Source organism: Mycobacterium paraffinicum, assembly GCF_025822865.1.
Lineage (GTDB): Bacteria > Actinomycetota > Actinomycetes > Mycobacteriales > Mycobacteriaceae > Mycobacterium > Mycobacterium paraffinicum.
Genome location: NZ_JACKUR010000010.1, coordinates 270,466 through 296,037, shown reverse-complemented (window position 1 = coordinate 296,037; position 25,572 = coordinate 270,466). Strand labels below are relative to the sequence as shown.

Below are 25,572 nucleotides of genomic sequence, written 5' to 3'. Positions count from 1 at the left end.
AATTTTCCGACGTGTTATTAAACATATGTCGGGCTGTGATGTGGGTCATGTGTTCCTCTAATACGGGGGTGCGGTGTGGCAAGTCTCAGCAGCAGGATCGGGATCGCGCTAATGCTGGCGTGCACCGCGGCGGCAACCCCCGCCTGCGGGGTGGGATGCGGTGGGGCGGGCTCACTGTTGCGGGTGGCCACCGACTCGATGCAGAACGATCCGATGCAGGTCAACGTGGTGCACTCCGAAGAACAAGTGTGCATCAGTCGCTGACGCGGCAGTCACAACCCGGCCGCGCTTGGCGCGCCATAGGTCGCTGATTGGCGCTTCGGCGCGGCCCCAAAAATGGCATGAATTCATCGTCAAACCGACGCGATTCTATTTGAATGCAACTGCCCCTTTATTGCGCGGGTATTTAATTTTGGCGAGTTCATACCTTTGGCATGGATTTGACGCATTTAGCAAACCTGGGGCTTGGAACCGCCGGTTTCGCCGGAAGGGGCTGGGATGCCGGGCCAGGGCCACCGGCAGCTGGCATCGCTCTGCAAGGCGAATCGGCCCCGGGGCCGCCGGTACGCCCTGACGGGCCGTAGCTTGTCTGTCCTACCTGTGGTGCCCTCGGTGGGATTCGAACCCACACTGGACGGGTTTTGAGTCCGTTTCCTCTGCCAGTTGGGATACGAGGGCTTACTCGGCCTCCTACCTTAGAGGCAGCCTCCCACCATAGAGGATTCGGCGTAGACACCCTTCTCACCGCCCCGAGGTCGCTGGCCTCGGACGTTCACGAGAGAATGTCCGTCATGACAGGCCCCACGACCGACACCACCGACGCCGCTGTGCCGCGCCGGGTCCTGATCGCGGAAGACGAAGCGCTGATCCGAATGGACCTCGCCGAGATGCTGCGGGAGGAGGGTTACGACATCGTCGGTGAGGCCGGCGACGGTCAGGAGGCCGTCGAGTTGGCCGAACGCCATCAGCCCGACCTCGTGATCATGGACGTGAAGATGCCTCGCCGCGACGGGATCGACGCGGCGTCGGAGATCGCCAGCAAGCGCATCGCACCGATCGTGGTGCTGACCGCGTTCAGCCAGCGCGACTTGGTCGAGCGCGCCCGCGATGCCGGGGCGATGGCCTACCTGGTGAAGCCCTTCACGATCAGCGACCTGATTCCGGCGATCGAGTTGGCGGTCAGCCGCTTCAGCGAGATCACCGAGCTGGAACGCGAAGTGGCGACACTGTCCGAGCGGCTGGAGACCCGCAAGCTCGTCGAACGCGCCAAGGGCCTGCTGCAGACCAAGCAGGGCATGACCGAGCCCGAGGCGTTCAAGTGGATTCAGCGCGCCGCCATGGACCGGCGCACCACGATGAAGCGGGTCGCCGAAGTCGTCCTGGAAACCCTCGGCGCCGAAGACGAGTAGCGCTCGGCCGTCGAGTGTGCGCTCAGGGCGGCGACACGCGGGGCGCGGCCGCCGTGGCCGCACGCTCGATGAACGAGCGGGCTAGCGCGCCACGATCACCGACGAGCCGTGTCCGAACAGGCCCTGGTTGGCGGTGACGCCGACGGTGGCGTTCTCCACCTGCCGGCCGGTCGCCTGACCGCGCAGCTGCCAGGTCAGCTCGCAGACCTGCGCGATGGCCTGGGCGGGGATGGCCTCGCCGAAGCAGGCCAGACCGCCCGACGGGTTGACCGGGACCTTGCCGCCGATGCTGGTCGCGCCGGTGCGCAGCAGCGCCTCGGCCTCGCCCTTGGGGCACAGCCCGAGGTGCTCGTACCAGTCGAGCTCCAGCGCGGTCGACAGGTCGTAGACCTCGGCCAGGCTGACATCCTCGGGCCCGATGCCCGCCTCGGCGTAGGCCGCATCCAGGATCTGATCCTTGAACACCCGGTCCGGTGCGGGCACCGCGGCGGTGGAATCCGTTGCGATGTCCGGTAATTCGGGCAGGTGCTGCGGGTAGCGGGGGGTGACCGTGCTGACCGCGCGCACCGATGGAACGCCGTCGAGCGAGCCGAGGTGCTTGCGGGCGAACTCGGCGCTGGCGACGATCAGGGCCGCCGCACCGTCGGAGGTGGCGCAGATGTCAAGCTGCCGCAACGGGTCGGCCACCACGGGGCTGGCGAACACGTCGTCGGCCGAAGCTTCCTTGCGGTAGCGGGCATTTGGGTTCTGCAGGCCGTGCCGCGAGTTCTTCACCTTCACCTGCGCGAAATCCTCGGCCGTGGCGCCGTAGAGGTCCATCCGGCGACGCGCCAGCAGCGCGAAGTACACCGGGTTCATCGCGCCGATCAAGTGGAACCGCTGCCAGTCCGGGTCGTTCTTGCGTTCTCCGCCGACGGGAGCGAACGCCCCCTTCGGTGTGGTGTCGGCCCCGATCACCAGCGCGACGTCGCAAAAACCGGCCAGGATTTGGGCCCGCGCGCTCTGCAGCGCCTGGGAGCCGCTCGCACACGCGGCGTAGCTCGAGCTGACCGGGACGCCGTTCCAGCCCAGCTTCTGGGCGAACGTCGACCCGGCGATGAAGCCCGGGTAACCGTTGCGGATGGTGTCCGCGCCGGCGACCAACTGGATCTGCGTCCAGTCCAGGCCCGCCTCGGCCAGCGCGGCGCGTGCGGCGACGACCCCGTATTCGGTGAAGTCGCGGCCCCACTTGCCCCAGGGGTGCATTCCGGCGCCGAGAATGTACAGCGGTTCGGGCATCAGGCGATCCTCCACGCATGGACGAGGCGCTCCACGCCGTCGTCGTCGGTGAACAGCGGCATGGTGGTCAGCTCCATCTCCATGCCGACCTTCAGATCGGCGGCCAGCGTCCCCTCGACCACCTTGCCCAGCACGATGATTCCCTCATCGGCCAGCTCGACGGCGGCGATGGCGAACGGCTCGAAGGGATCCGGGGCCGGGTAGGGCGGCGGCGGCGGATACCGGTTTTCGGTGTAGCTCCACAGCGTTCCCCGGGTCGACAACGCGACGGGCTCTAGTGTGTCGCTGGCGCAGCCCGGGTTGGGGCAGTTGTTCTCGCGCGGCGGGAAGACATAGGTGCCGCACTCGGGGCACTTGCTGCCGATCAAGTGGGCGCTTCCGGTGTCGTCGGTGGCGAACCATCCGTCGATCGCGGGTTGTTGGCTGGTGACCTCTGGCACTCGGCCAGACTACCCAGGCCCGATACAAAACTGAAACGTGTTGCAGTTCTGGCCCGGATGGTTGGGGCGCGTGCCGCGTCGTACCGGATGCCTAGAGTGTGAGCCGTGAGTATCGCCAGCGAGGAGCAGACCAAGCCGACGCTGATGCTGCTGGACGGCAATTCGCTGGCCTTCCGCGCGTTCTACGCGCTGCCGGCCGAGAACTTCAAGACCCGCGGCGGCCTGACCACCAACGCGGTGTACGGGTTCACCGCGATGCTGATCAACCTGTTGCGCGACGAGGCCCCCACGCACGTCGCCGCGGCGTTCGACGTGTCCCGGCAGACCTTCCGCTCCGAGCGGTACCCCGAGTACAAGGCCAACCGGTCGGCGACACCGGACGAGTTTCACGGCCAGATCGACATCACCAAGGAAGTGCTGAACGCGCTGGGCATCACGGTGCTCGCCGAGCAGGGCTTCGAGGCCGACGACCTCATCGCGACGCTGGCCACCCAGGCCGAACACCAGGGCTACCGCGTGCTGGTGGTGACCGGGGACCGGGATTCCCTGCAACTGGTCAGCGACGACGTCACGGTCCTGTACCCGATCAAGGGCGTCAGCGAACTCACCCGGTTCACGCCCGAGGCCGTCGTCGAAAAGTATGGGTTGACCCCCGCGCAATACCCCGACTTCGCCGCCCTGCGTGGCGATCCCAGCGACAACCTGCCCGGCATTCCCGGCGTCGGGGAGAAGACCGCGTCCAAGTGGATCGCCGAATACGGCTCGCTGCAGGGGCTGGTGGACAACGTCGACTCGGTGCGTGGCAAGGTCGGCGACGCGCTGCGGGCCAACCTGGCCAGCGTGATCCGCAACCGCGAGCTGACCGATCTCGTCAAGGACGTGCCGCTGGCACAGACCCCGGACACGCTGCGCATGCAGCCGTGGGACCGCGACCACATCCACCGGCTCTTCGACGACCTGGAGTTCCGGGTGTTGCGCGACCGGTTGTTCGACACCCTGGCCGCGGCAGAGCCCGAGGTCGACGCCGGTTTCGACGTCCGCGGGGGCGCGCTGCAGCCCGGCGAGTTGGCGGTGTGGCTGGCGGAGCACAGCTCGGGCAAGCGGTTCGGCCTGGCCGTCGTCGGCACGCATTTGGCCTACGACGCCGACGCCACCGCGGTGGCCATCGTCTCGGCCGACGGTGAGGGCCGCTATATCGACACCTCGACGCTGGATCCCGACGACGAGGCGGCGCTGGCGTCCTGGCTGGCCGACCCGGGTCCGCCCAAGGCGCTGCACGAAGCCAAGCTGGCCATGCACGACCTCGCCGGCCGGGGCTGGACGCTGGCCGGCGTCACCTCCGATACCGCCCTGGCCGCCTACCTGGTGCGGCCCGGGCAGCGCAGCTTTTCCCTCGAGGACCTGTCGCTGCGCTACCTGCGCAGGGAGCTGCGCGCGGAAACCCCTGAGCAGCAACAGCTTTCGCTGCTCGACGATTCCGATGGAACGGATGACCAGGCGGTGCAGACGCTGATCCTGCGGGCCGTGGCGGTGCTGGATCTGGCCGACGCGCTCGATGAGGAGCTGGCCCGCATCAACTCCACGTCGCTGCTTGGCGGCATGGAGCTGCCGGTGCAGCGGGTGCTGGCCGGGATGGAACACACCGGCATCGCAGTCGATTTGGATTTGCTCGGCGAGCTGCAGAGCGATTTCGCCCACCAGATCCGCGACGCCGCCGAAGCGGCCTACGCGGTGATCGGCAAGCAGATCAACCTGGGTTCGCCGAAACAGTTGCAGGCGGTGCTCTTCGACGAGCTGGAGATGCCGAAGACCAAGCGCACCAAGACCGGCTACACCACCGACGCCGACGCCCTGCAGTCACTGTTCGACAAGACGGGCCATCCGTTCCTGCAACACCTGCTGACCCACCGCGACGCCACCCGGCTCAAGGTGACCGTCGACGGCTTGCTGAATTCGGTGGCCTCGGACGGGCGTATCCACACCACGTTCAACCAGACCATCGCGGCGACGGGCCGGCTGTCGTCGACCGAGCCGAACCTGCAGAACATTCCGATCCGCACCGAGGCCGGCCGGCGCATCCGCGACGCATTCGTGGTCGGCGAGGGCTACAGCGAGTTGATGACCGCCGACTACAGCCAGATCGAGATGCGGATCATGGCGCACCTGTCCCGGGACGAGGGCCTGATCGAGGCGTTCAACACGGGGGAGGACCTGCACTCGTTCGTCGCGTCCCGGGCTTTCGGCGTGCCGATCGAGGAGGTCACCGCCGAGTTGCGCCGCCGGGTCAAGGCGATGTCGTACGGGCTGGCCTACGGATTGAGCGCCTACGGCCTGTCGCAGCAGCTCAAGATCTCCACCGAAGAGGCGAAGGAACAGATGGACGCCTACTTCGCCCGGTTCGGCGGGGTGCGCGACTACCTGATGAACATCGTGGAGCAGGCCCGCAAGGACGGCTACACCTCGACGGTGCTGGGCCGCCGCCGCTACCTTCCCGAGCTGGACAGCAGCAACCGCCAGGTGCGGGAGGCGGCCGAGCGGGCGGCGCTCAACGCGCCCATCCAGGGCAGCGCCGCCGACATCATCAAGGTCGCGATGATCGAGGTCGACAAGGCGATCAACGAAGCCGGACTGAAGTCCCGGATGCTGCTGCAGGTGCATGACGAACTCCTGTTCGAAATCGCTCCGGGCGAGCGGGACCAGCTCGAGGCGCTGGCCCGCGAGAAGATGGGCGGCGCCTATCCGCTCGATGTCCCGCTGGAGGTCTCGGTGGGCTACGGCCGGTCATGGGACGCGGCAGCGCATTGACGGCGGCGTTAGTGGCCGAGGATGATCTGGCGGAGAGAAAATTGCCGCGAAATTCGCGTTGCCGTCACCTTCGCCGTGGGCAAATGCCCGGTGTCGCGCAAGTGGCGCGCCGCCCGGGTTTGGCCAGCGTGTACGCAGTCGAGTAACCTCAACAGATAAATCCCAGTTTTGTCCCTACGACCCAACCTGTCCGGAGCAACCCACCACATGCCGAGTCCCACCGTCACCTCGCCCCAAGTAGCCGTCAACGACATTGGCTCCAGCGAGGACTTTCTTGCCGCAATAGACAAAACGATCAAGTACTTCAACGATGGCGACATCGTCGAGGGGACGATCGTCAAAGTGGACCGGGACGAGGTGCTCCTCGACATCGGCTACAAGACCGAGGGCGTCATCCCCGCCCGCGAGCTCTCCATCAAGCACGATGTCGACCCCAGCGAGGTCGTTTCCGTCGGTGATGAGGTCGAAGCCCTTGTTCTCACCAAGGAGGACAAAGAGGGCCGCCTGATCCTGTCCAAGAAGCGCGCGCAGTACGAGCGCGCCTGGGGCACCATCGAGGCGCTCAAGGAGAAGGACGAGGCCGTCAAGGGCACCGTCATCGAGGTGGTCAAGGGTGGCCTGATCCTCGACATCGGCCTGCGTGGCTTCCTGCCCGCGTCGCTGGTCGAGATGCGTCGGGTCCGCGATCTGCAGCCGTACATCGGCAAGGAGATCGAGGCCAAGATCATCGAGCTGGACAAGAACCGCAACAACGTCGTGCTGTCGCGGCGTGCCTGGCTGGAGCAGACCCAGTCCGAGGTGCGCAGCGAGTTCCTCAACCAGCTGCAGAAGGGCGCCATCCGCAAGGGTGTCGTCTCGTCCATCGTCAACTTCGGCGCGTTCGTCGACCTTGGTGGTGTGGACGGCCTGGTGCACGTCTCCGAGTTGTCCTGGAAGCACATCGACCACCCGTCCGAGGTGGTCCAGGTCGGCGACGAGGTCACCGTCGAGGTGCTCGACGTCGACATGGACCGCGAGCGGGTTTCGTTGTCGCTCAAGGCAACCCAGGAAGACCCGTGGCGCCACTTCGCCCGCACGCACGCCATCGGCCAGATCGTGCCCGGCAAGGTCACCAAGCTGGTGCCGTTCGGTGCGTTCGTCCGCGTCGAGGAGGGCATCGAGGGCTTGGTGCACATCTCCGAGCTGGCCGAGCGCCACGTCGAGGTGCCCGACCAGGTGGTCGCCGTCGGCGACGACGCCATGGTCAAGGTCATCGACATCGACCTGGAGCGTCGCCGGATCTCGTTGTCGCTCAAGCAAGCCAACGAGGACTACACCGACGAGTTCGACCCGGCGAAGTACGGCATGGCGGACAGCTACGACGAGCAGGGCAACTACATCTTCCCCGAAGGCTTCGACGCCGAGACCAACGAATGGCTCGAGGGCTTCGACAAGCAGCGCACCGAGTGGGAGGCCCGCTACGCCGAGGCCGAGCGCCGGCACAAGATGCACACCGCGCAGATGGAGAAGTTCGCCGCGGCCGAGGCGGCCGGGCACGCCGAGCAGTCGACGGGCAACGGCGCGCCGCAGGAGAAGGCGGCCGGCGGGTCGCTGGCCAGCGACGCCCAATTGGCCGCCCTGCGGGAGAAGCTCGCCGGCAACGCGTGACCTGCTTCTGATCGCTCTGACGCCATGCTGCGTATCGGGTTGACCGGTGGCATCGGCGCCGGCAAGTCGGCGCTGTCGGCCACCTTCGCGAAATGCGGTGCGGTCATCGTCGACGGTGACGTCATCGCGCGTGAGGTGGTCCAGCCGGGCACCGAGGGATTGGCCGCGCTGGTCGATGCGTTCGGTGAGGACATACTCCTTCCCGACGGATCGCTGGATCGTCCCGCGTTGGCCGCCAAGGCCTTCCGGGACGACGAGGCGCGTCAACGGCTGAACGGCATCGTGCACCCGCTGGTCGGCAAGCGCCGCGCCGAGATCATCGCCTCGGTGCCCGAGGATTCGGTTGTCGTCGAAGACATCCCGCTGCTCGTGGAGTCGGGGATGGCGCCGCTGTTCCCGCTCGTCGTCATCGTGTACGCCGACGTCGAGGTCCGGCTGCGACGGCTGGTCGATCAGCGCGGCATGCCCGAATCCGACGCACGCGCCCGGATCGCCGCGCAGGCCAGCGACGAGCAGCGCCGTGCCGTCGCCGACATCTGGGTGGACAACTCCGGCAGCCCGGAGGAGTTGGTGCAGCGGGCCCATGACGTGTGGGACCACCGGATACTGCCCTTCGCGCACAACCTGACTCAGCATCAGGTCGCGCGGGCGCCGGCGCGGTTGGTGCCGCCCGACCCGAGTTGGCAGGAGCAGGCGCGGCGGATCGTCAACCGGTTGCAGACCGCCTGCGGCCACCGGGCGATTCGCGTGGACCACATCGGATCGACCGCCGTCCCGGACTTTCCCGCCAAGGACGTGATCGACGTGCAGATCACCGTCGAATCCTTGGCGGCCGCCGACGAACTCGTCGAGCCCCTGCTGGGTGCCGGCTACCCCCGCATCGAGCGCATCACCTCCGATGTGGCCAAGCCCGATGCGCGCAGCGCGGTCGAGCGCTACAACCACAGTGACGATGCGGCGCTGTGGGACAAGCGGATTCACGCCTCGGCCGACCCGGGTCGCCCGACCAACGTGCATATCCGGGTCGATGGCTGGCCCAACCAGCAGTTCGCGCTGCTGTTCGTCGCCTGGCTGTCGGCCAGCCCCGAGGCGCGGGCCGACTACCTGTCCGTCAAGCAGTCGGCCGAAGCTCAGGCCGGCGGCGACACCGCATCCTATGTCGAGGCCAAGGAGTCGTGGTTCCTCGACGCCTACCGGCGCGCCTGGGAGTGGGCGGATTCGACGGGCTGGAAGCCCTAGCCCGGATCAGCCGGGCAGGGGTGCGCCGCACTGCAGCGCGCCGTTGTTGGGGTCGGCATTTCCGGGCGCCGGTTTGACCACTTGGTCGGCCTGGGTGAAAACGTTGTCGTCGACGTCGATCTCGCAGTGCACATTCGCCGAATACGGGAAACGAAGCACTATCCGCATGCCGGCCTGCTGCGGGTCGGGCAGCACCGTGTTGGCCTCGAATGCATTGCCGGGCATGGACGGAAGGTTGGTGGTGTTCGTCTGGCCGCCGTTGATGATGAAGGTGGCCTGACTGCCGGTGGTGAGTGCGTCGATGCGGGCGCGGTAGGTGATGTTATGCAGGTCCGCCCGCGCGGTCGCCGGACTCAGTTGGGAGCCAACGGCGATGATCGTCACCGCGGTGATGGGCAGCAGCCTGCGGCCGGTGCAGCTCATAGTTGCCGACATTACGTCAACGTTATCGATGGGCCAAGCGGTCAGGCCCCGGTCTCCCGTACCACCTCGCCGGCGTCCTTGTCGGTGCGGACACCGAGGTAACGCGGGTGGCGCAGCTTCCCGTCACGGGTCCACTCGGTGAAACCGATCTGCACCACCAGTTCGGGGCGCGCCCAATGGGCGCCGGCTTCGCGGACCAGGCCGCGGGTGAAGGGCGGCGTCTCCCGGGTGATCGCCGAGAGCCGCTCGTGCAGCCGGTGCAGCGTGGCCTCGTCGAAGCCCGTACCCACCTTGCCGGCGTAGACCAGTTCGCGGCCCTCGTAGTAGCCCAGCAGCAGCGCGCCCAACTCGATCCGGCTGCCCTTGGGGCTGGTGTAGCCGCCCACCACGAATTCCTGGTCGCGCACGCACTTGAACTTCAACCAATTCTTCGACCGCCCGCCGTCGTAGGTCGACTCGGCCAGCTTCGCGATCACCCCTTCGTCGCCTCGCTCGCAGGCCGCGCGGTAGGCGGCCAGGCCGTCGGTAACCCGGTGCGGCGTGTAGCGCAGCGGGCCGCCGAATTCAATCGCATTGCGTAGCAGCCGCTTCCGCCACAACAGCGGCGCGTCAACCGTCGACTTCCCGTCGAGGTGCAACAGGTCGAAAACGTAATAGAAGACGCGGACCGGCGATGCGCGCGCCAGCTCGGGGTCGGTGATGCCCAGGCGGCCCTGCAGCCGGGCGAAGCTGGTGCGGCGACCCTCGAACGCCACCACCTCGCCGTCCAGCACGAAGCGGGTGGTGTGCTGAGCCGCGAGCGCGTCGACCAGTTCCGGGTAGGTCCCGTTGAGCGGCTGGCGATTTCGCGACAGCAGCCGCACCCGGGCGCCGTCACGAAACGCCAGGCAGCGCATCCCGTCGAACTTGCGCTCGAAGACCCACCGCGGATCGGAGAACCGCTTGTCGGTCAGGGTGGCCAGCGTGGGAGGTCGCCAGTCTGGCACCGGCTCGTCGTGCAGGAGGCTTCGAACCTCGTCGGGCAGGGCCCAATCCGGAGCGGCCATGATTTTCGTCCTTGCGTCGCGCGCCGTTTCGATGGCGGCACTGAGACCGCCGCATTCGGGTCGAAAGACCCTGTTCTCGGTCGACCGATGCGATCGAACATACAGCAGCAGCCCGTCGATATTGGGGGTCCGAAATGCCCATCGGCAGCGCACTACGTGCAGAGCCGCCAACTCGGCGTCACGAAGCGTCGTTCACCTATGACGCCTTCCTGTCCTACAGCCATCGTGACGGGGAGGCCGTGGCCGGGATCCAGAAGGGCTTGCACCACATCGGTCGTCGCGTGGGCCAGCTGAACGCGCTACGGGTGTTTCGGGATAGCACCGACCTGGCCGCCAATCCGAACTTGTGGGGCAAGGTCAGCAACGCGATGGACCAATCGCGCTATCTGATCGTGGTGCTTTCGTCGTCGGCGGCGGGCTCTCATTGGGTCAACCAGGAGGTCGCCTACTGGCTGGAGCGGCGCGGTCCCGACCAGCTGTTGGTGGTGGTGGTGGAAGGGCCAGCTGTGCTGGGACGGCGACAACCGCCGGTTTGATCCCGGCCGGTCGGATGTTGCGTTGCCAGTGCTGACCCAGCCTGGGGTGCTGCCCGCGGAACCGCTTTATGTCGACATCAGCGGCGACGCGCCATGGGATCCGCACGGGCACGCCTTCCGGGACAAGGTCACCGATCTCGCCGCCCCGATCCACGGGAAGTCCAAGTACGAGCTGGCCAGCGACGATCTGCGCGAACAGCGGCGCTTCCGGCGCTTTCGCCGAGCCGCGATCGCGGGACTGGTTTTCCTTACCATCCTCGCGGTGGTAGCGGCGTCAATCGCGGTCGTGAAACAACGAGAAGCGAATCACCAACGACAAGAAGCCCTACTCCAGCGCAACCAGGCGATAGCTCAGCGCAACCAAGCGATAGCACTCAAATTGACCTCGCAAGGACAGTCCATGCTTGCCGGTGTCGAGGGTGGCGGTGATGTGCGGGCGCTGCAGCAGATCCTGGCCGCGCCGCGCGTCTCGCCGAATGCCGACACCGGCGCGCTGTTCACCGGAGTGGTCGCGCAGCGCAGCACCGCCAAGATCATCCAGACGGCCGGCTTCGTGATCAGTGTGGCGTTCAGCCCGGATGGGCGGCGCATCGTCTCCGGCAGCCGCGACAAGACACTGCGATTGTGGGATGCCGGCACCGGCGCGCCGATCGGCACACCGCTGACCGGGCACACCGGCGGGGTGCTCAGTGTGGTGTTCAGCCCGGACGGGCGGCGCATCGTCTCCGGCAGCTGGGACAACACGCTGCGGTTGTGGGATGCCGGCACCGGCCAGCCGATCGGCGCGCCGCTCACCGGGCACACCGACTGGGTGCGAAGCGTGGCGTTCAGCCCGGATGGGCGGCGAATCGTCTCCGGCGGCGACGACACGACGGTGCGGTTGTGGGATGCGGCCACCGGCCAGCCGATCGGCGCCCCGCTGGCCGGGCACGCCGGCGCAGTAGAAAGTGTGGCGTTCAGCCCGGATGGGCGGCGAATCGTCTCCGGCGGCGACGACACGACGGTGCGGTTGTGGGATGCGGCCACCGGCCAGCCGATCGGCGCCCCGCTGACCGGCCACACCGACGCGGTATTCGGCGTGGCGTTCAGCCCCGACGGGCAGCGCATCGTCTCCGGCAGCCACGACAGGACGCTGCGGCTGTGGCCCGCGCCGCCCGAAGCGGACTGGGCCGCCCTGCTATGCGACAAGCTCGCCGCGAACATGAGCCACCGGCAGTGGAACGACTGGGTCTCACCGGATGTCCCCTACATCGCGGTCTGCCCCGGCCTCCCGGTCGCGCCGGACTAGCCGCTCCCCGGAGCGGGTGGCTGGTGACCCTCGGTGGCGTCGTGCAGCAGATACCGTTCTTCCACCGCGCGGATCAGTTCGTGTCGGATGTGTTCCACGTCGGCGGCGCGGCGGGCCAGCACCTCGTCCTCCCAGGCTGCGACCTGCTTTGCCAAGTCCCTGTCGGTAATGGTCGAGGCGAGCCAGCGGGAGAAATCCCCGCGTTCGAGATGATACTGCAGCGCCTCGTAATCGATATGGCTTATCGCGGAACGGAATTCGTGCATCGTCGCAGCCGGCCGGACGAATCGGTCATTGATGGTGTGGAAGTAGAACCGGCGTTCATCCGGAAGCCGGACATCGGCATATTTGTGGCGGTGCCGCACGTGGCCGGTCTGGCGGTCAGCGATGGTGAATGCCCGGGACGGCCCGCCGCCGAAGCTGACCGTGGCCCGTCGCACCGCGGTCAGGGCTGCGGTGTCGCCACTGGCGGTGAGGGTCAGCACCACGTCGCTGTTGTCGATCTCCTGGGCGGGCAGTGCGGCGGGCGTGAACGACGACAACACATAGCCGCCGCGTCGTGCCCAGCGTGCTTCCTCGGTGGTGCCGAGGAGTTGCGCCTCGTCGTAGATCACCCAATGCGGGAATCCGTGTTCTTCACGGTGCGCCTCCGCGGTCGATCGCAGCAGGTGCAAGTACTCGGCCTTGGCGGGCTCGGTGATCCCGGACATGTCCACCACCACACTGGAATGCGGGTTGAGCCTGTTGACCAATTCGGTGGGTTCGGGAAGGTGGCTGCGGCCATCGATCACCTCGACCCCGTTGAGTTCCCGTAGTTGCGAGTGGTCGCCTTCGGGATCGATGACCAGGACGCAGTAGCCGGCCGAAATCCATCGCTCAGCCAGCAGGCCGACGAGGTAGCTCTTTCCCGAGCCGGCAGGGCCGGTCACGAGGATGCGGCCCTGGCTGCCCGGCACCCGGGTGGGGGTGTGGTCGTCGAAGGTGCCGATGTCGATCCATCGTCGCGGCGGGCACCAGCGTTGCGCCCCACTGAGGTACGGCCCGGTCAGCAGCTCGACGACGCCGGCGCCGTCCGGTTCGGCAAGCACGAGATCGGCCCGGCGGCGCACGGACGAAATGGCATTAGCCACCGCGGCGCCGATCTCCGCGACGCCGAACAGCGACAAGTCGTTCTCCGCATCGCCGATAGCGACGGTGTTGTGCGGTGACATGTTCAGTTTGGCCAGCACCGCGCGTAGCCCGGTGCCTTTGGTGACACCCGCCGGCAGCACCATGAGTGCGGACCGGTTCCGGATGACCTGGCAGTCCAGTTCCAGTTCGCCGATCACGTCCAGGACGGTCGAGGCGTGCTCACCGTCGGTGGCGACCATGACCTCGCCCCGGCGGGACGGCACCCATCGTTCACCGAGCGCGTCGTCAAGGCTGCTGTCCACCGGCTCGGCCAACCTCGACGTGCGCCCGTTGACCACCATCACGGCACCGTTTTCCAGCACCAGCGCGTCGAAGTGGTCCGCGATGTGAGGGAATTCCGCCTGCAGTTCAGTTCCGATGCGGCCGGTGACCAGGACGGCGGTCAATCCTTTGCGCCGAGCACCGTAGATGGCGTCCAGCGTTTGGGGTGACAGCTGGCCGTCCAATGTCAATGTGCCGTCGAGATCGACTGCTATCACTTGGAAAAACGCCACGGCTTCCTCAGATCCGTTCGCCGGACGTCGGCGTTTGTCGGCTGGCACTGCCGAAATTAGGGCCGTCGGCGCCCCCACGCTAGGGCCGTTAGGCCTTGGTTCAGCGTGGCCGCCGCTTACCTCTCACGCCAGGTGAGTTCCATCCCGTGGCCGGCCAGCCAGCGGGACAGGTCATAACCGTTGCGGGCCAAACCCGCCACGGCGTCCACGGCGCGCCGCACCGCCCGCTCGGCGTCGTGCGGGGTCAGCAAGCCGTGCCGGACGGCATCCAGCAACTCGTCGACGTCGGTCAGGTCGGCGCCGTCGCCGGTGCGGACCTCGATGTCGAGGTAGTGATCTTCGGAACGCCAGACGTCGGGGCCGGGCGTGTACTCACCGACATCGAGGTAGTAGTCGTGGTCGCGCTCATGGCCCGGGTTGAAGTAAAAGACCGTGGCGCGCAAGCCGAGCGACGGCAGCAGCCACGACTCCAGGTAGCGGAACTGGGCGCGGCCGGGAGTGGGCCGGGCCACGTAGAGGCCCCAGGGCCGCACGACGTACTCGTCGACGGCCCGCACGATGCCCTTGGGATCGGTGTTGGTGCGGGCGATGAGGTCGAACGTCTCGTGCTTCGGCGGATGGATGATGCAACTCTATCGCCGCAGCCGGATTCTCCACCGCACGAAACCGGCATAGAACAGCGACAACGCCGCGAGCATGCCCATGTCGAGCAGCCAGACCTTCGACGTGTGCTGCCAGAACCGGTCCTGGGACAGCAGCGAACCGGGCACCAGGTGCCGCAGGTCGACCGTCGACGCCGCCGCGGCGTAGCCCCACCGCGCGGGCATCCCGAAGGACAGCTGGTCCAGCCCGAGCCGGCCGGTCACGGGGACCATGCCGCCGCACAGCACCAGCTGAGCCATCACCGTCACCACGAACAGCGGCATGATCTGCTCGCTCGAGCGGACCAGCGACGAAATCGCCAGGCCGAGAATCGCCGAGGCCACACAGGTCGCCGCCACGGTGGCGAACAGTTCGACCGTCGCGCCGATGGTCGAATGGCCGAGCAGGACGCCGCCGCGCGTCGGAGCGCTCTTGCCGATCACCACGATCGCGGTGATGATCGCCGACTGCAGGACCGCGAACCCGCAGTACACGGTGGTCTTCGCGAGCAGATAGGCCGTGGTCGACAGCCCCACCGCTTGCTCGCGCTGGAAGATCGGGCGTTCGCCGACCAGGTCGCGGATGGTCAGTGCGGTGCCCATGAACGCCGCGGCCGGCATCAGCAGGGCGAGGATCTGCGCCGCTTCGTCGGGTGTCCCGGCGTTCACGCTGGGCAGATGGAAACCGTTGCTGCCGGGAACGGTCAGGGACAGCGAGCCCAGGATGAACGGCAACAGCGCCAGGAAGATGAAGTATGCCCGGTCGGCGACCACCAAGCGGATCTGCCGGCGGGCGACCGTCGAAATCTGGCGCCGCACACTGGTATGCACCGGTTCGCCCAGGGCCCCAGGCTCATCGGCCTTGTCCGGCAACAGTTTCTGCGGCCGCCTCTCGGCGTCACGTTGCTCCACGAAGCGCCGGTTGGCCTCTTCGGGGTCGGCGCCCACCTTCGTGAAGATCTTCGCCCAGTTGGTGGTTCCCATGGCCTCGCCGATCTGGTCCGGCGGGCCGCAATAGGCGGTCTTGCCGCCCGGGGCCACCAACAGCAGCTGGTCGCAGGTCTCCAGGTAGGACAGCATGTGCGTCACCACGATCACCACCCGACCGGCGTCGGCCAGCTGCCGCAGCATCATCATGACCTGGTGATCGAGCGCCGGGTCGAGGCCGGAAGTCGGCTCGTCGAGGATCAACAGCGATGGGCCGGTGAGCAACTCGAGCGCCACCGAGGCGCGCTTGCGCTGACCGCCGGACAGCTTGTCCACCCGGGTGTCGGCGTGTTTGGTCAGGTCGAGCTCTTCGAGGACCTGAGCGACGATCTTCGCGCGGTCGGATTTGCTGGTGTCGGGTGGCAGGCGCAGTTCGGCGGCGTAGCCGAGCGCCTGGTTGATCGTCAGCTGCCGGTGCACCACGTCGTCCTGCGGGACCATGCCGATGCGGCTGCGCAGCGACGCGTACTCGGTGTGAATGTCGTGGCCCTCGAACGTAACCGAGCCGGAGCTGGGGGTGGTGTAGCCGGCGATGAGCCTGGCCAGGGTGCTCTTGCCGGCGCCTGACCCGCCGATGACGGCGGTCAGCGTGCCGGGTCGCGCGATCAGCGAGATGTCGTCCAGCAGTTGTTTGCCGTTGTCGACGACGTACTTGACGTTGCGCACCTCGAGACCGCCGGTGCGCGTCGCGGCCTCGCTGCGTGGGGTCAGGGTGCCGTCACGGAAAACGAGGTCGACGTTGCCGATGGTGACGACGTCGTCATCGGACAGGATCGCCGACCCTACCCGGGTGCCGTTGACGAAGGTTCCGTTGATGCTGTTGTCCCGGATTTCGGTGCCGAGCGGCGTCTGCACCAACGTCGCATGCTGGCGTGAGGCCAGCACGTCGGAAACCACGATGTCGCTCTCCGCGGCCCGGCCGATCGTCATGGCGCCCGGGGTGCCCGCGGCGGCCGACGAGCGCGGTGAGAGCAGCTTCACAAACCGCGTCGCGAGGTTCGACACGTCGGCCGTCTTGGCGTCGACCACGGTGAGTTCGGTGGGCGGCGTCGCGACCGGCTGGGGTGCCGCGGCGTGCACGACGGTCCGCTCGTCGAGCGGTGTGCCGCGGACGCCGGGCGCGGGCACGGGCCTGCGCGGCACCTGACGGGATGGCGAAACCGGCTGGCGCGGCGGCGAATTCGGCGGCCCCCCTGACGGCCTGGGCGGCACCGGCCGCGCGGGCGCCGCGTTCGCGCCGCCCCGGCCCGGATTCCTGACCGGATTCGTTTGCTCGGGAAGCGCCGACCACGCCAGCGTCGGCGGCCCGGCCTCCGGGCTCGGCCGCGACCTGCCCGGCCGGTCGGTGTAGCCCCGCTGCGGCCCGATGGCGAAGGTCAGCCGCGGTCCGCGCGGATTGCCGACGTGAATGCTCTGCCCGTCGTGGATGTCGATGACCGGCATCCGGTAGCCGTTGAGATAGGTGCCGTTCAGCGACCCGTTGTCTATTGCCAGCCAGCGGCCTTGGTCGAAACGTAGGATCAGGTGGGCCCGCGAGATCCGTGGATCGGCGATGCGCACGTCGGCCTGGTCGTCGCGGCCGATGACGACCTCGTGGCCGGCCGCGAAGGATCGTTGGGACCCGTCGTGCCGAATCGTCAGGATGGGCGGGGCGGGTCGAGTCACTCCACAAGTATCGGTGCGTCGGGTGAGTGGTCTCTATTGGGATCGCCTGTGATTTCCCTATGTTTCGGTTCGGCCACTCATAACCGTTTCATAGCTTGCTGAGGCGAACCCCCCACCGGGATCCGGCATGATCTGAACGTAGGGGGAGTTTCGGGGCGCGCCGGGCACACCGTGGTGCCGGCCCGCAGCGCCGAGGCGACGCACGGCCCCAATCGTGATGCAGGTGCCCAGGAGGCGCGCCGCGTCGGAGGCCGGAGCAGCGGAGAGGGACGAGGGGATAGATGGATGAACACAAGGGGACTACCCGGCGCATCGGCGCCGGGCGCCGGCTGCTGAGCAACCCACGTCAGGCCGGTGCCGCGGTGCGCGCGGGCTTTCACTCGCTGCCCGCGGTGACGATCGCCCATCTGTTCCGCCGCGTTCCCCCGGTCAGCTCGAGCCCTAGCATCGACCCCGAGGCCGCGCGGCGGGACGACGGGTCCCGCCCGTCGATAACCGGCGGGGCGCCGTTCGCGGGCTACACGATTCTGCGGCAGCTGGGCGCCGGGGGCATGGCCGAGGTTTATCTGGCCCTGCACCCCCGGTTGCCGCGCCGCGACGTGATCAAGGTGCTGGCGGAGGCGGTCACGGCCGATCCCGAATTCCGCGAAAGGTTCAACCGCGAGGCCGATCTCGCCGCGACGCTGTGGCATCCCCACATCGTCGGCGTGCATGACCGCGGCGAATTCAACGGCCACCTTTGGATTTCCATGGACTACGTCGAGGGCACCGACGCCTCCCGGCTGGTGAAAGAGCGCTACCAGGACGGGATGCCGATCCAGGAGGTGTGCGCCATTGTCCAGGCCGTCGCGGGCGCTCTCGACTACGCCCATGACCGCGGGCTGCTGCACCGCGACGTCAAACCGGCCAACATCCTGCTCACCCATCCGGAAGACGGTGAACGCCGAATCCTGTTGGCGGACTTCGGTGTCGCACGTCACCTGGGCGACATCAGCGGAATTACCGAGACCAACGTCGCCGTGGGGACGGTGGCCTACGCCGCGCCGGAGCAGTTGACGGGAGCCAACATCGACGGGCGCGCAGACCAATATGCCTTGGCCGCAACGGCTTTCCATCTGCTCACCGGAACCCCGCCGTTTCAGCACTCGAATCCGATCGCGGTGATCAGCCAGCACCTGCACGAGAATCCGCCCCGGCTCAGCGATTACCGCCCGGAGCTGGCGCATCTCGATGAGGTGTTCCACCAGGCCCTGGCCAAGCAACCCGGGGACAGGTTCCAGCGGTGCCGCGCGTTTGCCGCCGCCGTCAGCGAGGGATCAGACGGTGTCGCCCAAGCCGGCACCGGGGCCCGGCCCCGAACCGCGGCGTTGACGGCTCCTCAGCGCGGCCCGCGCGTCGTCGCTGCGGCGATGAACCACCGGCTCTCGTCGCGGACGCGGTGGGCGGTCGGGTTGGTGTGCGCGATGCTGATCGCCGTGGCGGCCACCTGGTCGGTGTTGTATTCGTTCGAGCCGGACACCCCGCCGGGCAACCCGGCCCTCGCGTCCAAGCCGTCCGTCCCCGCGCCGAGTGCCGCGCCGGCCAGGTCCGGCGGACCGGTGCTCAACGGGAGCTACAAGCTGGACTACGACCAGAGCAAGCGCACCACCAACGGCGTCGCGATCCGTCACGACGGCCCCGCCACCGGCTGGTGGGCTTTCCGCTCGGCGTGCACCACCAACGGATGCGCGGCCACCGGGACCCGGCTGGACAACGCCACCCACCAAACGGCCGACGGGGGCAAGACGGACACGCTGCACTTTGTCGGCGGCTATTGGCAGGGCGCCCCCCAACAGGACCGGCTGGGCTGCACCCAACCGAACGGCCAGGCCAAGGCCACCCAGCAGGAGACGCTCGCCTGGTCGCTGGCACCCCAGGCCGACGGCACCCTGCGCGGCACCGTGACCGAGACCGTGCTCAGCAACGAGTGCGGTGCGCAGGGCGCGGTGGTGCGGGTGCCCGTGGTGGCGACCCGGGTCGGCGACGTGCCGGCCGGCGTGAACCTGAGCGACCCCGCCCAGGCGGTCAGCACCTCGACGGCCGCATCGGCCCCGGTACCGCCCGTGCTCGGCGGGCTGTGCAGCGACATCGGCAAGCTGGCCTACGACCCCACCAACAGCGAGCAGATCGTGTGCGAGGGCAACAGCTGGGCCAAGGCCCCGATCACAATGGGCGTGCACGCTTCCGGCAGCTCGTGCGACCGACCGGGCACTTCGGTGTTCGCCATGACCACCTCGAACGACGGCTACCTGCTGCAGTGCGACCCCGTCACCCGCACCTGGACCCGCCCGGCGGGGTAGCGGCGCGCGCGGCGTGTGCCCCGCCGCTACGGAAATCCGCTATAAGCGATCTGCTCTTGTCGGTGGACGGTTCTACCCTGGTGGCATGGCTTTCGCCACGGAACATCCGGTACTCGCCCATTCGGAATACCGCGCGGTCGACGAGGTCGTGCGCGTCGGCGGCCACTTCGAGGTGGTCAGCCCGCACGCGCCCGCCGGCGACCAGCCGGCCGCCATCGACGAGCTGGAACGCCGCATCAGGGCGGGGGAGCGCGACGTGGTGCTGCTCGGCGCCACCGGCACGGGGAAGTCGGCCACCACCGCCTGGCTCATCGAGCGGCTGCAGCGGCCCACGCTGGTCATGGCGCCGAACAAGACGTTGGCCGCCCAGCTGGCCAATGAACTGCGAGAGATGTTGCCGCACAACGCTGTTGAGTACTTCGTGTCGTACTACGACTATTACCAGCCCGAGGCGTACATCGCGCAGACCGACACCTACATCGAGAAGGACAGCTCGATCAACGACGACGTGGAGCGGCTGAGGCATTCCGCGACGTCGTCACTGTTGTCGCGGCGCGACGTCGTCGTGGTGGCCTCGGTCTCGTGCATCTACGGCCTCGGCACGCCGCAGTCGTATCTGGACCGCTCCGTCGAACTGAGCGTGGGTACCGAGGTGCCCCGCGACGCGCTGCTGCGGCTGCTGGTCGACGTGCAGTACACCCGCAACGACCTGTCCTTCACGCGCGGCTCGTTCCGGGTGCGCGGCGACACCGTCGAGATCATCCCGTCCTACGAGGAGCTGGCGGTGCGCATCGAGTTCTTCGGCGACGAGGTGGAGGCGCTGTACTACCTGCACCCGCTGACCGGCGACGTTATCCGCCAGGTCGACTCGCTGCGGATCTTCCCGGCGACCCACTACGTCGCGGGCCCGGAGCGGATGGCCCACGCGATCTCCACGATCGAGGAGGAGCTGGCGGCGCGGCTGGCCGAGCTGGAGGGCCAGGGCAAGCTGCTGGAGGCGCAGCGGCTGCGGATGCGCACCAACTACGACATCGAGATGATGCGCCAGGTCGGCTTCTGCTCGGGCATCGAGAACTACTCGCGGCACATCGACGGTCGCGGCCCGGGCTCGCCACCGGCGACCCTGCTCGACTACTTCCCGGACGACTTTCTGCTCGTCATCGACGAGTCGCACGTCACGGTGCCGCAGATCGGCGGCATGTACGAGGGCGACATGTCCCGCAAGCGCAACCTGGTCGAGTACGGCTTCCGGCTGCCCTCCGCGTGCGATAACCGCCCGCTGACGTGGGAGGAGTTCGCCGACCGGATCGGGCAGACGGTGTACCTGTCGGCCACCCCCGGTCCGTACGAACTCAGCCAGGCCGGTGGCGAGTTCGTCGAGCAGGTGATCCGGCCGACCGGACTGGTGGACCCGAAGGTGGTGGTCAAGCCGACCAAGGGGCAGATCGACGACCTGATCGGGGAGATCCGCAAGCGCACCGCGGCCGACGAGCGGGTGCTGGTCACGACGCTGACCAAGAAGATGGCCGAAGACCTCACCGATTACCTCCTGGAAATGGGCATCCGGGTGCGCTATCTGCACTCCGAGGTCGACACCCTGCGCCGGGTGGAACTACTGCGCCAGCTGCGGCTGGGCGACTACGACGTGCTCGTCGGCATCAACCTGCTCCGGGAGGGTCTGGACCTTCCCGAGGTGTCGTTGGTGGCGATCCTGGACGCCGACAAGGAGGGCTTCCTGCGGTCCTCGCGCAGCCTGATCCAGACCATCGGCCGGGCCGCCCGCAATGTCTCCGGCGAAGTGCACATGTACGCGGACTCCATCACGGATTCGATGAAGGAGGCGATCGACGAGACCGAACGCCGTCGGGCCAAGCAGGTCGCCTACAACGAGGCTCACGGCATCGACCCGCAGCCGCTGCGCAAAAAGATCGCCGACATCCTCGACCAGGTCTATCGCGAGGCCGCTGATACTGGGGCCACCGAGGTGGGGATTGGCGGCTCCGGACGCAACTCCTCCCGGGGCCGGCGCGCCCAGGGCGAGCCGGGCCGCGCCGTCAGCGCCGGCGTGTTCGAGGGCCGCGACACGACCAGCATGCCGCGCGCCGAACTGGCAGACCTCATCAAGGACCTCACCGCGCAGATGATGGCCGCCGCGCGCGACTTGCAATTCGAGCTGGCCGCGCGCTTCCGCGACGAGATCGCCGACCTGAAGAAGGAACTGCGGGGGATGGACGCCGCCGGCCTGAAATGAGTTTGCTGGCAGCGGATCTCGGATCATCACTCTCGCGATACCCCATACGGTAGAGGGGTGACCGACACCGCGACCGTCACCGGCGGCTGGGATCAGCTGCTGGGAGCCAGGTATCGGAGGACTTCCATCCTGCTGGCCGGCGGCGTGGCCCTGTACGCGACCAACGAGTTCCTGACCACCAGCTTGTTGCCCAACACCATCGCCGAAATCGGCGGCAGCCGGCTCTACGCCTGGGTGACGACCTTGTACCTGGTCGGGTCGGTGGTCGCGGCGGCGATGGTCAATCCGATGCTGCTGCGCGCGGGGGCGCGCTCGTCCTACCTGACCGGACTCGCCGTGTTCGGTCTCTCCAGCCTGGTTTGCGCGGCGGCGCCGAACATGCAGGTTTTGATAGCTGGGCGCGCCCTGCAGGGCGTGGCCGGTGGGCTGCTGGCCGGCCTCGGATACGCCCTGATCAATTCCGCCCTGCCGCGCGCCCTGTGGACGCGTGGTTCGGCACTGGTGTCGGCGATGTGGGGCGTGGCGACGGTGGTCGGCCCCACGACGGGTGGTTTGTTCGCGCAGCTCGGCTTGTGGCGCTGGGCCTTCGTGGCGATGGCGGTGCTGACCGGCCTGATGGCCATGTTGGTGCCGGTCGCGCTGGCCCGTGTCGAGCCCAGCACCGCCATGCCGTCGAAAAAGGTGCCGGTGCGGTCGCTGCTGCTGATCGGTGCTGCCGCGCTGGCGGTCAGCGTCGCCCAGATTCCCCGCAACACGCTGGCGACGTTCGCGTTGCTCGCGGCCGGCATCGCGCTGGTGGGGGTGTTCGTGGTCGTCGACTGGCGGACGCACGCGGCGATATTGCCACCCAGCGTGTTCGGTCCCGGGCCGTTGAAGTGGATCTACCTGACCATGGGCGCGTTGATGGGCGCCGCGATGGTGAACACCTACGTGCCGCTGTTCGGCCAGCGGTTGGCGCATCTGACCCCCATCGCGGCCGGGTTCCTGGGAGCCGCGCTGGCGCTCGGCTGGACGGTCAGCGAGATCGTCAGCGCGTCGTGGGAGAGCCCGCGCATGATCGCGCGGGTGATTGTGGCGGCGCCTGTCGTCGCCGCGTCCGGCCTGGCCCTGGCCGCGGTCGCACGGCGCGGCGACACGACCCCGTGGACGGCCGCGTTGTGGGCGGTGGCGCTGCTGGTGGCCGGGACCGGGATCGGCATGGCCTGGCCGCATTTGTCGGCGCGCGCGATGGCCTCGGTCGACGACCCCGCCGAGGGCAGCGCCGCCTCGGCGGCCATCAACACCGTCCAGCTGATTTCCGCGGCGATCGCCGCCGGTCTGGCGGGGGTGGTGGTCAACACCGCAAAGGGCGGCGACGGGATGGCGGCACACTGGCTGTTCACGGTGTTCACCGCGCTCAGCGCCGCCGGTGTGGCGGTTTCCTACCGCGCCACCCGCGGCGTGCGCGAGGCGCTGCCGGTCGGCTAGTCCGCGCCGAACAGTTCGACGAGGTGCCGGATAGCCTTGTACGTTGCGCCCGGGCGCGGCGCGGCCAGCCGGCTCTGCATACCCACCCAACAATTGGCGGTTCACGCCGTCGGCAAAGCGGCAATCACCGCGTGGACTTCACCACCTGCGAGTAATGGAACTGCCAACGTTCGACAATCCGGAAACCGAGATAACTCGGAAACCGATAAGCCGGTGCGCGCCCGAATGCGGGTCCCGGCGGCAAAGACGGTCCGGATTGATGGTCGGGCAGTGATGGTTCTTTATTGGTAATTGTCCAGATCGTGGGACATTTGTTGATTTTGGCCGTCGTCAGCCACACGGCGACGTGGCCGTCCCACAGCGACCCCACCTTCGGGCCGTAGGCGCCGCGTTCGACATCGATGAGCGACCGGAAGGCCGTGGGCCGGGTGGCCAGCAGGGCGCGGATCGGCCCGGGCCGCCACGGCACGGTGTTGTCCACCAGCAGGCAGTCGCCCGGGGCGGCATGGGAGCTGATCAGATCGGCCACCTGGCTGTAGTCCCAGCCCTCTTTGGCGTACGGCCAGCGCTGGACGAACAGGTAGTTCGGCACCGCGGCGACCGCGCAGGCCAGCACCACTCCGGCGATGGGCCAGGGTTTGCGGGCGATCGTCACAATGCAAACGGCCAGGACGACGGCCATCGCGGGCGCGGTGAAGATCAGGTAGCGCGGGTAGTAGATCGGCTCGCTGACGGCCGAATAGATGACCACGAGCGCGGTGGGGATGACCAGCCACGCCGAGCAGATGATCAAGAGCCGACGCGTGTCGCCGGCCGGGGGCCGGACGCCGGCCAGCCGGACCGCGACCGCCGCCACGATGAGGACGGCGGACAGGATGGCGAACGGGACGCTGTGGTCGAAATACTGGCGCAGAATGATGTCGAACGCGTAATGCCAGCTGACCGGGTAAATCCAGTTGACCTGCCATACCTGCGCGTGGGCGAACACGATGAACGGCGTCATGGCCGCGACCGCGACGGACGAGCTGATCGCCCACCGAATAGTCGCGGATTTGCGCGCCTGCTCGGGCGCCAACAGCGGCACCATTACGGCGTAAACCGGCACCAACAGCACCATGTTCAGATTGAGCAGAATCGAGAGCATCAAGGCCAGCGCGTAGCAAACCCACAGTCGCGATCTGTTGCGCCGGGCGGCGACGACGAGCAATACGGTCAGCCAGGCCGCCGCGGCGGCCGCGAAGGCGTAGGGCCGCGCTTCCATGCCCGCCCAGGTGGTGCGCGGCAGGATGGCGAATATGACACCCGCGCAGACCGCGGCCGGCCGTGTCGAAAACTGCCTGGTGAATACCGTGACGCCCGCGGCGGCGGCGCCCACCGCCAGGGCACTGGGCGCTCGCGACCAGAACTCCGTCGGCGGGAACAGCGCGAACCATCCGTGCATCAGCAGGTAATAGAGCCCGTGCACGGCGTCGATGTGGCCCAGCAGCCGCCACAACTCCGCCAGGGTCCGGCTCCCGGCGGCCGAGATCGTCGCCCCCTCGTCGAACCACAGGGAGGGCCTGCAGGCCCACGCGCCGCTGACCACGGCCGCGAACGCGGCGATCGCCCACGGATCGAGCAACCGCCCGGGCGAACGCGCGGGCGCGGGCTCCTCGACTCCGTCCGCGACGCGCTGCTCGACGGTGGGCATGGACATGATGCTTGTCACTGTAAAGCGCAATCGCGGGGCCGGCTCACAAATCGCCTCCCGCCCATTCGCCCCGGGCGCTCTCATTCGGCGAAAAGCTGCGTTATGCAACGCTTTCCGCCTCGGGCCCGAGCATTTGATTGTTTTGCCATCGGCGATATTGTCCGCTGGCGCGGCATAGCCCCGCAAATTGTCGACACGCCGCGCCACGCGGTGTCGCTAATCTGTTCCCTCTGCAACGGGCAAACGCGATAGTGTCTTGGGTTGGCTGGCCAACCGAAACTGGGAGGGTTAATGGGCGCCTATCAGACTGTAGTGGTGGGAACCGACGGCTCGGACTCGTCAATGCGTGCGGTGGACAAGGCGGCGCAGATCGCCGGGCCGGACGCCAGGCTGATCGTCGCTTCGGCGTACCTGCCCCAGCATGAGGACAGCCGGGCCGCCGACGCACTCCGCAACGAGAGCTACAAGGTGTCGGGCACCGCGCCGATCTACGCGATCCTGCAGGACGCCAAGGAGCGGGCGCACAAGGCCGGGGCCAAGAACGTCGAGGAGCGCCCGATCGAAGGCGCCCCGGTCGACGCGCTGGTCAAGCTGGCCGAGGACGAGAAGGCCGACCTGCTGGTCGTCGGAAACGTCGGCCTGAGCACGATCGCGGGCCGGCTGCTCGGATCGGTGCCGGCCAACGTGTCGCGGCGCGCCAAGGTGGACGTGCTGATCGTGCACACCACGTCGTAGC

The 25,572-nt window shown here is 67.9% G+C and carries 19 protein-coding genes and 1 tRNA gene; 11 read left to right on the top strand and 9 right to left on the bottom strand.

What is annotated here, in order from left to right:
- Positions 1–75 precede the first annotated feature (75 nt).
- Positions 76–264 carry a hypothetical protein gene (locus tag H7J89_RS01420; RefSeq protein ID WP_156659506.1) on the top strand — a complete coding sequence of 63 codons (189 nt, stop codon included), beginning with the start codon at positions 76–78 and terminating at the stop codon, positions 262–264.
- Between the two features lie 337 nt (positions 265–601).
- Here the strand turns inward: H7J89_RS01420 and H7J89_RS01415 are convergent.
- Positions 602–678 (bottom strand) — tRNA-Leu (locus H7J89_RS01415).
- A gap of 113 nt (positions 679–791) precedes the next feature.
- Here H7J89_RS01415 and H7J89_RS01410 point away from each other — a divergent pair.
- Entirely contained in the window at positions 792–1,409 is a 618-nt protein-coding gene (locus tag H7J89_RS01410; protein ID WP_264035778.1) for an ANTAR domain-containing response regulator, read from the top strand.
- Between the two features lie 81 nt (positions 1,410–1,490).
- On the opposite strand, the gene H7J89_RS01405 is transcribed toward H7J89_RS01410, so the two are convergent.
- Both H7J89_RS01405 and H7J89_RS01400 read right to left on the bottom strand, forming a co-directional pair.
- Positions 1,491–2,687, bottom strand: coding sequence for a lipid-transfer protein (locus H7J89_RS01405; RefSeq protein WP_264035777.1), 1,197 nt, complete (start codon positions 2,685–2,687; stop codon positions 1,491–1,493).
- Complete coding sequence (locus tag H7J89_RS01400; RefSeq protein ID WP_264035776.1) at positions 2,687–3,127, bottom strand: Zn-ribbon domain-containing OB-fold protein; 441 nt, start codon at positions 3,125–3,127, stop codon at positions 2,687–2,689. The genes H7J89_RS01405 and H7J89_RS01400 overlap by 1 nt, the downstream gene beginning before the upstream one ends.
- A gap of 144 nt (positions 3,128–3,271) precedes the next feature.
- On the opposite strand from H7J89_RS01400, the gene polA reads away from it, so the two are divergent.
- The 3 genes from polA (at position 3,272) to coaE (ending at position 8,818) form a co-directional block, all read left to right on the top strand.
- Entirely contained in the window at positions 3,272–5,932 is a 2,661-nt protein-coding gene (gene polA, locus H7J89_RS01395; protein ID WP_264035955.1) for a DNA polymerase I, read from the top strand.
- Between the two features lie 207 nt (positions 5,933–6,139).
- Positions 6,140–7,579, top strand: coding sequence for a 30S ribosomal protein S1 (rpsA, locus tag H7J89_RS01390; protein WP_264035775.1), 1,440 nt, complete (start codon positions 6,140–6,142; stop codon positions 7,577–7,579).
- Positions 7,580–7,603: 24 nt separating this feature from the next.
- Positions 7,604–8,818: a dephospho-CoA kinase gene (gene coaE, locus H7J89_RS01385; RefSeq protein ID WP_264035774.1), complete on the top strand. Its 1,215-nt coding sequence runs from the start codon at positions 7,604–7,606 to the stop codon at positions 8,816–8,818.
- 6 nt (positions 8,819–8,824) lie between these two features.
- On the opposite strand, the gene H7J89_RS01380 is transcribed toward coaE, so the two are convergent.
- Entirely contained in the window at positions 8,825–9,241 is a 417-nt protein-coding gene (locus H7J89_RS01380) for a hypothetical protein (protein ID WP_264035953.1), read from the bottom strand.
- Positions 9,242–9,282: 41 nt separating this feature from the next.
- Positions 9,283–10,287, bottom strand: coding sequence for a non-homologous end-joining DNA ligase (gene ligD, locus H7J89_RS01375; protein ID WP_264035773.1), 1,005 nt, complete (start codon positions 10,285–10,287; stop codon positions 9,283–9,285).
- 134 nt (positions 10,288–10,421) lie between these two features.
- Here ligD and H7J89_RS01370 point away from each other — a divergent pair, with 134 nt between their 5' ends.
- Positions 10,422–10,823: a toll/interleukin-1 receptor domain-containing protein gene (locus H7J89_RS01370; protein ID WP_264035772.1), complete on the top strand. Its 402-nt coding sequence runs from the start codon at positions 10,422–10,424 to the stop codon at positions 10,821–10,823.
- 28 nt (positions 10,824–10,851) lie between these two features.
- Positions 10,852–12,111 carry a WD40 repeat domain-containing protein gene (locus H7J89_RS01365; RefSeq protein WP_264035951.1) on the top strand — a complete coding sequence of 420 codons (1,260 nt, stop codon included), beginning with the start codon at positions 10,852–10,854 and terminating at the stop codon, positions 12,109–12,111.
- On the opposite strand, the gene H7J89_RS01360 is transcribed toward H7J89_RS01365, so the two are convergent.
- From H7J89_RS01360 to H7J89_RS01350, 3 genes are all read right to left on the bottom strand, one after another.
- Positions 12,108–13,796 carry an HAD hydrolase family protein gene (locus H7J89_RS01360; protein ID WP_264035771.1) on the bottom strand — a complete coding sequence of 563 codons (1,689 nt, stop codon included), beginning with the start codon at positions 13,794–13,796 and terminating at the stop codon, positions 12,108–12,110. The genes H7J89_RS01365 and H7J89_RS01360 overlap by 4 nt on opposite strands.
- Positions 13,797–13,912: 116 nt before the next feature.
- Complete coding sequence (locus H7J89_RS01355; RefSeq protein ID WP_264035770.1) at positions 13,913–14,353, bottom strand: ribonuclease FAU-1 family protein; 441 nt, start codon at positions 14,351–14,353, stop codon at positions 13,913–13,915.
- A 75-nt stretch (positions 14,354–14,428) separates the two neighbouring features.
- Complete coding sequence (locus H7J89_RS01350) at positions 14,429–17,089, bottom strand: FHA domain-containing protein (RefSeq protein ID WP_264035769.1); 2,661 nt, start codon at positions 17,087–17,089, stop codon at positions 14,429–14,431.
- Positions 17,090–17,370: 281 nt separating this feature from the next.
- On the opposite strand from H7J89_RS01350, the gene H7J89_RS01345 reads away from it, so the two are divergent.
- From H7J89_RS01345 to H7J89_RS01335, 3 genes are all read left to right on the top strand, one after another.
- A complete protein-coding gene (locus tag H7J89_RS01345; protein WP_264035768.1) occupies positions 17,371–19,428 on the top strand; it encodes a serine/threonine-protein kinase in 2,058 nt (685 codons plus the stop codon).
- A gap of 85 nt (positions 19,429–19,513) precedes the next feature.
- Positions 19,514–21,679 carry an excinuclease ABC subunit UvrB gene (uvrB, locus tag H7J89_RS01340; protein ID WP_264035767.1) on the top strand — a complete coding sequence of 722 codons (2,166 nt, stop codon included), beginning with the start codon at positions 19,514–19,516 and terminating at the stop codon, positions 21,677–21,679.
- Between the two features lie 57 nt (positions 21,680–21,736).
- The gene (locus H7J89_RS01335) at positions 21,737–23,146 is read left to right on the top strand and encodes an MFS transporter (RefSeq protein ID WP_264035766.1); all 1,410 of its coding nucleotides are present in this window, start codon (positions 21,737–21,739) and stop codon (positions 23,144–23,146) included.
- A 124-nt stretch (positions 23,147–23,270) separates the two neighbouring features.
- Here the strand turns inward: H7J89_RS01335 and H7J89_RS01330 are convergent, their stop codons facing one another.
- Positions 23,271–24,842, bottom strand: coding sequence for a mannosyltransferase (locus tag H7J89_RS01330; RefSeq protein ID WP_264035765.1), 1,572 nt, complete (start codon positions 24,840–24,842; stop codon positions 23,271–23,273).
- A gap of 285 nt (positions 24,843–25,127) precedes the next feature.
- Between H7J89_RS01330 and H7J89_RS01325 the strand changes: the two genes are divergently transcribed.
- Positions 25,128–25,571, top strand: coding sequence for a universal stress protein (locus H7J89_RS01325; RefSeq protein ID WP_066953138.1), 444 nt, complete (start codon positions 25,128–25,130; stop codon positions 25,569–25,571).
- Position 25,572 lies beyond the last annotated feature (1 nt).